The sequence below is a fragment of the Pectinatus frisingensis genome (assembly GCF_014076555.1).
In the GTDB taxonomy this organism is placed as follows: domain Bacteria; phylum Bacillota; class Negativicutes; order Selenomonadales; family Selenomonadaceae; genus Pectinatus; species Pectinatus frisingensis.
In genome coordinates, this window is the sequence record NZ_CP045424.1 from 556,035 (window position 1) to 566,899 (window position 10,865).

General features: G+C 40.5%; 10 protein-coding genes. All 10 read left to right on the forward strand.

The window, feature by feature from the left end; translation table 11 throughout:
• Positions 1 to 193 precede the first annotated feature (193 nt).
• The 10 genes from glpA to F8M42_RS02755 all read left to right on the forward strand — a co-directional run bounded on the left by glpA (position 194) and on the right by F8M42_RS02755 (position 10,816).
• Positions 194 to 1,801, forward strand: a complete 1,608-nt coding sequence (glpA, locus tag F8M42_RS02710; RefSeq protein WP_182187855.1) for an anaerobic glycerol-3-phosphate dehydrogenase subunit GlpA — start codon at positions 194 to 196, stop codon at positions 1,799 to 1,801.
• The gene (gene glpB / locus F8M42_RS02715; protein WP_182187856.1) at positions 1,798 to 3,063 is read left to right on the forward strand and encodes an anaerobic glycerol-3-phosphate dehydrogenase subunit GlpB; all 1,266 of its coding nucleotides are present in this window, start codon (positions 1,798 to 1,800) and stop codon (positions 3,061 to 3,063) included. The genes glpA and glpB overlap by 4 nt, the downstream gene beginning before the upstream one ends.
• A 2-nt stretch (positions 3,064 to 3,065) precedes the next feature.
• Positions 3,066 to 4,280: an anaerobic glycerol-3-phosphate dehydrogenase subunit C gene (locus tag F8M42_RS02720; protein WP_182187857.1), complete on the forward strand. Its 1,215-nt coding sequence runs from the start codon at positions 3,066 to 3,068 to the stop codon at positions 4,278 to 4,280.
• 153 nt (positions 4,281 to 4,433) lie between these two features.
• Positions 4,434 to 5,429 carry a dihydroxyacetone kinase subunit DhaK gene (gene dhaK / locus F8M42_RS02725; RefSeq protein WP_182187858.1) on the forward strand — a complete coding sequence of 332 codons (996 nt, stop codon included), beginning with the start codon at positions 4,434 to 4,436 and terminating at the stop codon, positions 5,427 to 5,429.
• A gap of 42 nt (positions 5,430 to 5,471) precedes the next feature.
• The gene (dhaL, locus tag F8M42_RS02730; RefSeq protein WP_182187859.1) at positions 5,472 to 6,092 is read left to right on the forward strand and encodes a dihydroxyacetone kinase subunit DhaL; all 621 of its coding nucleotides are present in this window, start codon (positions 5,472 to 5,474) and stop codon (positions 6,090 to 6,092) included.
• A 17-nt stretch (positions 6,093 to 6,109) separates the two neighbouring features.
• On the forward strand, positions 6,110 to 6,502 hold the full coding sequence (gene dhaM / locus F8M42_RS02735; protein WP_182187860.1) for a dihydroxyacetone kinase phosphoryl donor subunit DhaM: 393 nt from the start codon (positions 6,110 to 6,112) through the stop codon (positions 6,500 to 6,502).
• A 270-nt stretch (positions 6,503 to 6,772) separates the two neighbouring features.
• A complete protein-coding gene (locus F8M42_RS02740) occupies positions 6,773 to 7,897 on the forward strand; it encodes a hydrogenase small subunit (protein ID WP_182187861.1) in 1,125 nt (374 codons plus the stop codon).
• Between the two features lie 8 nt (positions 7,898 to 7,905).
• On the forward strand, positions 7,906 to 9,786 hold the full coding sequence (locus tag F8M42_RS02745; protein WP_182187862.1) for a nickel-dependent hydrogenase large subunit: 1,881 nt from the start codon (positions 7,906 to 7,908) through the stop codon (positions 9,784 to 9,786).
• 12 nt (positions 9,787 to 9,798) lie between these two features.
• Entirely contained in the window at positions 9,799 to 10,560 is a 762-nt protein-coding gene (gene cybH, locus F8M42_RS02750) for a Ni/Fe-hydrogenase, b-type cytochrome subunit (RefSeq protein WP_182187863.1), read from the forward strand.
• Positions 10,561 to 10,573: 13 nt separating this feature from the next.
• Entirely contained in the window at positions 10,574 to 10,816 is a 243-nt protein-coding gene (locus tag F8M42_RS02755; protein ID WP_182187864.1) for a hypothetical protein, read from the forward strand.
• Positions 10,817 to 10,865: the final 49 nt, after the last annotated feature.

The window sequence follows — 10,865 nt, forward strand, 5'->3', positions numbered from 1 at the left end:
TCATCATGTTAGGGGCACGATGAAAACTTGTTAATGAATACATATAAGGTTATTTATGTTCATAATTGTCAACTGTTGATGTTGATAATTAAATCCTAATGTAATAAGAGTATATGTTATTCGGAATCTTTAGCCTTTAGCTTTAAAGCTGATTTTGGTAATATATAAACTCAAGGAGGAAAAGGGAAGAGCTATGTTAAAAACAACAGTAGTGGTTATAGGCGGTGGAGCTACCGGTGTTGGCATTTTGCGTGACCTTTCAATGCGCGGAGTAGACACTATTTTGGTAGAGCGTGATGATCTTGGCTATTGGACAAGTTCAAGGTTTCATGGATTACTCCACAGCGGTGGTCGTTATGCTGTGAAAGATAAAGAAGCAGCAAAGGAATGTATTGAAGAAAATACTATCCTGCGCAGAATAGGACGTCATTGTGTAGAAGCTACAGAAAGTATTTTTGTGCGTGCTCCGGAAGACAGTGAAGAATATGAACACGAATGGGTGAAATCGTGTGCTGAATGCGGTATTTCAGCGATACCTATTTCTATGGATGAGGCTTTTAAACTTGAACCTAATCTGAGTAGAAAATTATTGTCGGCATATCGTTGTCCAGGTGCAGCTATTGACGGATTTCGGTTGTTATGGCAGACTGTAGCATCAGCTAATAAGTATGGTGGCAAAGCCATGACCTATATGGAAGTTACCGGCATTGAAACGGAAAATGGTGAAGTAGTTGGTGTGAGGATACGTGACAGATGGACAGGCAGGGAAGACAAAATCGCTTGTGATTTTGTTATTAGTGCTGCGGGTTCTTTTTCTGGAGAAGTTGCCAAATTGGCAGGATTAACCGTAAATGTAAAACCCAGTAAGGGAACTTTGATAGCATTTAATCATCGCATTTGCAATCGGGTTATTCACCGTCTTCATAAATCATCTGATGCGGATATTTTTGTGCCGCATGGTTCAATAACGATATTGGGAACGACATCAATTGATAGTGCGCCAGATGATACCAGCACTGAAACGGCAGAAGTAGTGGAAATGATGAAAGTCGGTGAAGTTACTTTCGAAAATATTTATGACTATCGAATATTGCGTGTATTTGCCGGTACAAGGCCGTTGTACAGTGCTGATCCTAATGCAAAAGGACGAAGTGCATCACGTGGATTTGTTGCTTTGGATCACGCTCACGAAGGTGTTAAGCATTTCTTTAGCGTTTGTGGTGGTAAGTTTACTACGTATAGGTTGATGGCGGAAAAAGTTTGTAACATGGTCTGTGAACAATTAGGGGTAAATGAAAAATGTCATACAGCGGAAGAAAATCTTGTTGATGATCCATCTCCTGAATTAATAAACCGTGCTAAAGCTGTATTTCCAAGCTATGGTGCAGAACTGGCATCTTCTCGTCTTGGTAATGATAAATTGGAACGCGTGATTGAACGTATTGAAAAACAACCGGAAATGAAAGAGCTGGTTTGCGAATGCGAAAATGTTACGCGGGCTGAAATAGAAGAAATTGCCGGAGAACCTACAAGCCATACAGTTAGTGATGTGAGAAGACGCACTCGCTTGGGGATGGGAACCTGTCAGGGAACATTTTGTGCGTATCGCAGTGTTGGTGCTATTGACAAGGAAGATGTTCCATGGTCAAAGGATACTGTGAATTTATGCAAGGATTTCCTGGAAACACGGTGGAAGGGGATCCGTCCTGTATTGTGGGGGAATATGCTCCGTGATATTGAGCTTACGCGTGCAATTTATGATGCGGCACTGAACTTGAGCGGGGTGGAAGATATAAAATGAGAAAAAGTGATATATTAATTATTGGTAACGGAATATCAGGACTGTTTGCGGCCTGTATAGCTGCTGATATGGGTAAAAAGGTGCAGATATTATCTTATGGTGCAGGAACACTCACTATTGGCGGTGGAATAATTGATGTTTTAGGTTATACCGATGATGGCAAACCCGTTGAAAATCCTGTGCTGGGTGCGGATAAAATGGCATCTGGGCATCCTTATTCTAAGGTAGGCGCTCAAACTGTAGATAAGGCCTTAAGGGCTTTTCTTAAAATAGCTGAGTCAGAAGGTTTTCCATATATAGGCAGCCCGGATAAAAATCAATGGGTGCCAACGGCTATCGGCAATTTTAAACCAAGCTGTCTGGTACCGCGTACGATGAATTCACAAGCTATATTTGATGCAGAAAATATTCTGGTAGTTGGTTTTGATACTATGAAAGATTTTTATGCCAATATGGTAACAAAGAATCTAAGAAAACATTTAAAAGCAGATAAAAATATTGAAGAATTTGTTGTGCAGCTGAATTTTGAATATGGTCGTGATTTACGTGATATTTCGGCAATGGATGTTGCCAGATGGCTGGAAACTAAAGAAGGGTATAATGCGTTTGTTAATCAAGTAAAAGCGCATATTAAAAATAGTACAGCAATAGTATTGCCGCCTGTCTTGGGTCTTGATCCCAATTATCAAATACTTGATTCTCTGGAAAAAGATCTTGGCTGTAAGTTAGTTGAAGTGTCATCTTTGCCACCTGCTGTGACAGGGACACGATTGGATAAAATGTTGAATTCATATGCGAAAAAACATGGCGTTCAGATAATAGAAAAAGCACGTGTAGTTGGCTCAGAAGTGGCAGATGGTAAATGTCAGGCGGTTATAACAGAAGGCTTTGATCGGCAGAGAAAATTTTATGCAGATCAGTTTATTTTGGCTACTGGCGGTGTATACGGTGGAGGACTTATTGCCGGTATAGGTTCGATGGTAGAACCGGTTTTTAATATAAATATTGATGTGCCTAAAGTACAGACGGAATGGTCATATAAGCATTTATTTGCCGATAAAAAACAGATTTTTGCACAATATGGTGTAAATGTTGACAATGACTTAACACCTGTTGCAGCAGATGGCAGCAAAATAGCTTCCAATGTAAAAGTCGTAGGCAGAAGCTTGGCCGGATATGATTTTTGTTATGAAAAATCAGGTAATGGTGTTGCTCTGATAACAGCTTATAAAGCAGCTGCCGCATTTTGTGGGGAGGCATAAAAATGGCAATAAATAAACAACATGCGATAGATCCTGATAAATGTACCGCTTGTACTATATGTATTACTGCATGTCCGGTGACCGCAGCAACAAGAAAATTCCGTGGCCCTAAAATGACTGGGCCGGCTCTTACTCGGTTGAGAAAATTAGTATCTGATGATGATCCGATGCTTGATTATTGTTCTAATTGCAAGACGTGTGATTTAGTATGTCCGTCCGGTGTGCCGATTTCGACATTGAATATGATGGCCAAAAATGAATATTATAAAACTCATCCGCGTAAATCACGAGCGGATGACATGCTGGCACATAGCGAAAAGATGGGAAAATTGATAACGGCATTACCAATGGGATCTACTTTTGCCGGCATGGGCATGGCTATTGGAAAAGCGTTTAATATGATGAACGCAATGGGGATAACCCAAAATGCTAAGATGCCAACTTATGCCAGTGAATCTTTTATAAGTAGATTTAAGAAAATAAAGCAGACTTCTTATCCGCGAAAAGTAGTTTTTTTCTCCGGCTGTTATATTAATTATAATCAACCAGAGGTAGGCGTTGATTTAGTTAAGGTATATCAGAAAAATGAAGTGGAAGTTGCTGTGGATGAAAAGTTTGTTTGCTGTGGTTCCCCAATGGTGTCAGGCGGCTATATTGATGATGCCCGTATCAATGCGGCTAAAAATGTCAAATTGCTTAAAGGCTGGGTTGATAAGGGATATGATATAGTTACAGCCTGTACCAGCTGTGGATTAATGTTGAAACAGGAATATCAGGAGCTTTTTGATTTTGCAGGAATGGCTGATTATGCAGAACATATGTATGATTCCATAGAATATCTGGCAAAATTAAACGATGAGGGTAAATTCAACACTGATTTTGTTGAAAATAGCACAAAATATATTTACCACGCACCATGCCATTTAAAAGTACAGGCTATCGGCAGGCCATCTATGGAACTTTTGCCGCTTATTCCTGGCATGCAGATAGAAGAAGCTGATGCGGGTTGTTGCGGTATTTCAGGCAGCTATGGTTTTAAAGCTGATAAGAATGAAATAGCTATGAAAGTCGGTTCTAAGCTGTTCGCCAGAATAAAAAATTCACATGCGGATTTAGGTGTTTCAGAATGTGGTACATGCCGTTTGCAAATGGAAAATGGCAGTGGTGTTCATGCTATTCATCCACTTACGGTTTTTAGAAAAGCATATGGTTTGTAAAAGCAAATGAGTTTGAATAAAATAGCATCTTTAAGGTGCTATTTTATTTTTTTATCATTGAGAAAAATAGAAGGTTTTTCTCTTAAATAGTTTAATTATACTATATATAGAATGAACATAGAAAATCGAATTTATTGAGGAGGAGCAGTCAGTATGAAAAAGATCATTAATAATCCGGATAATGTGGTCGAAGAAATGTTAAATGGTATGGTTGTATCACAACCGCAGTATTTAAAGCGTTTAGAAGGTTTTGATGTAGTGGTGCGGGCTGATAAAAAGGATAGTAAGGTAGCATTAGTAAGTGGTGGAGGCAGTGGGCATGAACCATCACATGGCGGATTTGTTGGCAGAGGAATGCTTGATGCAGCAGTAGCAGGAGCAGTATTTACGTCACCTACACCGGATCAGATATATGAAGCAATAAAAGCTGTTGATACAGGAAAAGGAGTTTTGCTGATAATAAAAAATTATAGCGGCGATGTGATGAATTTTGAAATGGCGGCTGAAATGGCAGCTGCTGATGGTATTGAAGTAGAAAAAGTAATCACCAATGACGATGTTGCAGTAGAAAACAGTACTTGGACAACAGGCCGGCGCGGCATAGCGGGTACAGTTCTGGTTCATAAAATTGCCGGAGCTAAAGCAGAAAGCGGTGCAGCATTGGCTGATGTAAAAAAAGCGGCTGAAAAAGTCATTGCCAATGAACGTTCAATGGGAATGGCCATTGAACCGTGTACTGTACCGGCAGCAGGAAAATCAAGCTTTACCCTGGCTGACAATGAGATGGAAATTGGTATAGGTATACATGGTGAACCGGGAACACATCGGGAAAGCCTTAAAACTGCCGATGAAATTGCTCAGCAATTAGTAGATAAAATATTGGCGGAAAATATTTATGGAACAGGCGATGAAGTGGCTGTTTTGGTTAACGGACTCGGTGCAACTCCTTTGATGGAGCTGTATATTGTAAGTGCTAAAGTCCAGGCAATATTAAAGGAAAAGGGACTTAAAATGGTGAAAACATATATAGGCAATTACATGACATCGCTAGAAATGGCAGGCTGTTCAGTGACGTTGTTAAAACTCGACAATGAATTGAAAGAGTTGCTGTTTGCACCGGCAGATACTCCGGCATTAGTACAATTTTAATAAAATAAAAGATTATAATAGATTCAGGGAGGACCGATATTGATGACAACGGCTAAAGAAGCCTTAAGAGTAGTGGGACAGGCTGTTATAGATAAAAAAAGCTATTTGACAGATCTTGATCAGGCTATTGGGGATGGAGATCATGGTATAAATATGGCGCGTGGGTTTGAAAGTGTTTTTAAAAAAATTGCTGTATTGGATGATAATATTGATTTAACCACACTTTTAAAAACTGTTGGAATGGGACTTATTTCCAGTGTAGGCGGAGCAGCCGGTCCGTTGTACGGAACAGCTTTTTTGCGCGCGTCAGGTGTATGCGCGGGTAAAACTGAAATAGATGCAGTAACGGCAAAAGCTATGCTTGATGCGGCAATCAAGGGAATTCAAGATCGCGGTAAAGCTAAAAAAGGTGAAAAAACAATGCTAGATGCTTTAATACCGGCATCTGAAGCGATGGATATTGCCATTAAAGCAGGAAAAACAGAAGTAGAATGTTTAGCAGATGCTGTGCAGGCGGCGCAAAAAGGGGTAGAATACACAAAAACAATTATTGCTACTAAGGGCAGAGCCAGTTATTTGGCAGAACGCAGTATTGGTCATCAAGATCCGGGAGCAACATCATCTACTGTTATGTTGGAGGCTCTTTATAATTATTTGAAATAACTGGAGGAAAAACAATAATGGTAGGTATTGTAATAGTTTCACATAGTGTAAAAATTGCTGAAGGTGTAAAAGAGTTAGCATTGCAAATGGCCCGGAAGGATCAGTTGATCATTGCTGCCGGGGGTACAAATACTGGAGATATAGGCAGTGACCCTATGAAGATACAGGCGGCTATTGAAGCGGCAGATAAAGGTGATGGGGTTGCAGTATTTGCTGATTTGGGCAGCGCTGTAATGAGTGTGGGATTAGCTAAGGAAATGATTGATCCTCAACTGGCTCAAAGAGTTTGTTTAGCAAATGCACCAATAGTTGAAGGAGCGATTGCCGGTGCAGTTGAAGCTGCTATGGGAAGTCCTTTGGAAAAGGTTCTGGAAACGGCATATGGTGCGCGTAATATGGAAAAACAATGAGGTAAATTAGTTATCTGTACACCCCTGGAAAATATAATAACTTTGTTTTCCGGGGGGTATCTTTATATGATACTTTTAATAGTTGAATTGTAATAATTATCTATGACTTAAATATTATCAATAATATAATAATAGGCAGAATTTATATAATTTTACTATTAATGATAAATTTTAAAATTAATTTTGACTAATAAAATAAATAAGAGTTATAATGAAGTCAAATGTAAATTTTAATTTACAATATGGTGTGACATGTTTAGGGGGTTCAACATGGAAAAATATGATTCTATCTGGGACATGTACCAAAAAAAGGGAATGAGTCGCAGAAGTTTTATCAAAGCCTGCTCAGCGATGACGGCCCTGCTTGGTCTTGCCCCGGCAATGCTGCCTAAAGTAGTGAAAGCAGCAGAAAAAAGATTACCGGTTGTTATATGGCTGCACGGACATGAATGTACTGGCTGCAGTGAGTCTTTTTTGCGTTCATCGGCACCGATGACATCTGATGTCATTCTTAATATGATAGCATTGGAATATGATGATACGTTGGGTGCTGCTTCCGGTGAATTTTTTGAAGATCATTTGCAAGAAGTAATGAAGACTTATAAGGGACAGTATATTTTGGCTGTAGAAGGAGCCATACCTGCAGATCCGAGTGGTGGATTCTGTATGGTTGGCGGCAAACCGTTTTTAAATCAAGTAAAAGAAGCTGCCACAGGAGCTGCTGCAATCATTGCCTATGGAACTTGTGCTGCATGGGGTGGAATACAGGCAGCGCGGCCTAACCCGGCGCATGCATTATCGCTTAATGAAATTATTGGAAATAAACCAATAATCAATGTTCCAGGCTGCCCACCTATTCCGGAAGTAATGACGGGAGTAATTGCCCATTACGCAATGTTTGGTAATCTACCGCCGCTCGATAACAAAAACTGTCCAAAACAATTTTATGGAAATCGTATCCATGATACTTGTTATCGCAGGCCATTCTTTGATGCCGGCATGTATGCCAATGACTTCAATGATGCCGGGGCAAGAGCTGGCTGGTGTTTGTATAAACTTGGCTGTCGTGGACCAGAAACCTATGCATCATGTGGTAATATGCGCTGGTGGAACGGACTATCTTATCCTATTCAATCGGGACATGGCTGCATTGGATGCACTAGTAAAAATTTTTGGGATAATGATCCGTTTTATCGTCGTTTACCAGAGTTTGCTGGTTTGGGGTTGGGAAATATCGATAAAATAGGAGCGGCTGTGACTGGTGCTTTGGCAGTAGGGATAACGGCTCATTTGGCGACTTCAGCTGTGCAGAAAAAGAAACGAGACCAAAAGGAATTGGAAGAAGAAAAGAAAAAAGCTGAAGCTGCGGAACGCAGGAGCAGAGGAAAGGATTGATTTGATAAATGAAAAAAGTTATAGTTGATCCAGTTACCCGTATAGAAGGTCATTTACGTTTAGAAGTCGAAGTTGATGAGGCGACAGGCAAGGTAAATGATGCATTGTCCAGTGGAACGGCATGGCGTGGTATTGAAACCATTGTAAAAAATCGTGATCCACGTGATGTGTGGGCGTTCGTACAGCGCATATGCGGTGTATGTACTACAGCGCATGCATTGGCTTCTGTTCGTGCTGTTGAAGATGCACTCAATATAAAAATCCCTAAGAATGCCCATTATATTCGTAACATCATGGCAGCTACACTAACTGTGCATGACCACACAGTTCATTTTTATCATCTGCATGCATTGGATTGGGTGAGCCCACTGGAAGCCTTACAAGCTGATCCTGCTGCTACTGCGGCTTTGCAGGAAACTGTACTCAAAACTTACACAATACCGGTAAAGGGACCTCAGGGGTTTGATTTTAGTGCTTATCCCAAAGAGTATCCAAAAGCATCCGCATCTTATTATAAAGATATCCAGGCCAAAATAAAGCAACTGGTTGACTCTAACCAATTAGGAATTTTTGCTGCTAATTGGTGGGATCATCCGGCTTATAAAGTGTTGCCGCCCGAAGTTCATTTGATGGGGATAGCTCATTATCTTAATATGCTTGACAAACAGCGTGAAATAGTCATACCGCATGTTATCTTTGGCGGGAAAAATCCGCATCCGCACTATGTCGTTGGCGGCATGTCCTGTGCTATATCAATGAATGATATGAATGCACCGGTGAACAGTCAGCGATTGGCAGCTGTTGAGACGGCTATTGCTACGGCACGTAATTTGACGGATTCTTTCTATGTGCCGGATGTATTAGCAATAGCGCATATTCATGCTCAGCATGGCAGCGCAATTGACGGTGGCGGATTATCCAAGGTGCGTGTACTGGGATTTGGAGCTTATCCTGATGAACCATTTGCTACCCATAGGGATTTTGCACCTGAAGCATTAGTACGCTGCGATGGTGTAGTGGAAAATTTTGGTCAGGGAGTGGACAAGGCGGAATATATCCCGCTTACTGGCAAAGACTTAGAAGATAGTGCTGTAGTTACGGAAAGTGCTGAGCATGCATGGTATAAAAATGATGAGGCACTTCATCCTTGGGACGGAGAAACGGATCCTGATTATACCGGTGATGCCAATGGTAATAAAAAGGAATGGGATACATTAGGCAAGGATAAAAAATATTCGTGGGTAAAAACACCAAAATGGCGTGGGAAAGTTTGTGAAGTAGGACCCTTAGCCCGTTATATAATCATTTATACGAAAGTAAAAAAAGGCATCATTCAACCTACCTGGGCGGAACAAATTATGATGACCCAGATCGAAAGTGTATCAAAAATTTTTGGACTGCCACCGGAAAAATGGTTGCCATCAACTGCAGGACGTACTGTTGCCCGTTCTCTCGATGCACAACTGGCATCTATCATGGAAAAATATTTCTTTGATAAGTTAGTAAAAAATATTGGCACAGGTGATACTAATATCGCTAATACATTGAAATGGGAACCATCTTCTTGGACTGATGGAGAATTCAAGGGTGTTGGGCTGTATGAAGCACCGCGCGGCGCATTGTCACATTGGATAGTAATAAAAGATAAAAAAGTGAAGAATTATCAGGCTGTCGTACCGACCACCTGGAATGCTTGTCCACGTGATGATAAGGCCGGACAGGGAGCCTATGAGATGAGCATGATGGATACACAGCTTGCGGTACCGGATAAACCACTGGAAGTGGTCAGAGCTGTGCGTTCATTTGATCCGTGTCTGGCGTGTGCAGCGCACGTATATGACAGTAAAAAGCGGACTTTGAGCATGGTCAATACCGATCCGTATATGTAAGGGGTGGCAAATATGGCGGTGAAACAAAAAGAATTTATTGAAACATCTATACCTGGAGGCAGCCAGCAGCACTTGACCAGATACTATATTTTTAGTCCATTTTTGCGGATTTTTCATTGGACGATGGTACTGTGTATAATAACTTTGTTTGCGACCGGTATAGTTATAATGACACCGATGTCAATGGGAGAGGGGCAGTATGTAACGCTCAATGAATGGCATTTATCGGTTGACTGGATAAGGAACCTTCATTTTACAGCAGGTTTTATTTTGTCGGCAGCATTTTTATTCAGGATATATGGTTACATTATAAATAAAGGTGACAGATTGCTGCCCAGATTTTTTCAGATGAAATTCTGGGATGATTTTATTGAAGTTATGATGCATTATTGTCTGCTTAAATATTCACACAAACAATTTTTGCGCAATCCGATGGCAAGAATGTCTTATGTAGCAATTTACGGATTGATAGTAGTGGAGATTTTTACGGGATTTTCTATGTACTTTCAGGTTAATCCCAATGGGGTAGGTGCATTCTTATTTAGCTGGGTAGCGCTTCCCTTTGGTGAGATGGGACTGCATGTCATTCATCATATTGTAGCCTGGTGTATTTTCCTGTTTGCGGCAATGCATGTTTATATGGTAGTGCGTGCTGATTTTATGGAACGTGAGGGAGAAATTTCCAGTATGATTTCAGGAACGAAGATTTTAGCACATTTACCTGATGATATAAATGATATAAGAGACAGTAATGGTAAAATAATAAAGGGTTGAGGGAGGTTTCATTATGTGTGCAACATGTGGCTGTTCAGGACATGGGAGTGGAACTCAGATACAATTTTTTGTGACTGGGTATAATGGTGATAATGCTAAGATAATTGAAGAAAAACTTTTGGGATTGGCAGGAGTGTTACACGTTCATATTCATGCGCATGATGGTGAAACGACGATCAATTATGATCCGGCCAAAACGCGTTTAAGCGAAATCACGGCTGTTTTTGAACAGAAAGGTTTGCAGGCAGCTATATAAGTTAATAATTATCACAAAAAGCTGCTGCAAAATATTGTAGCAGCTTTTT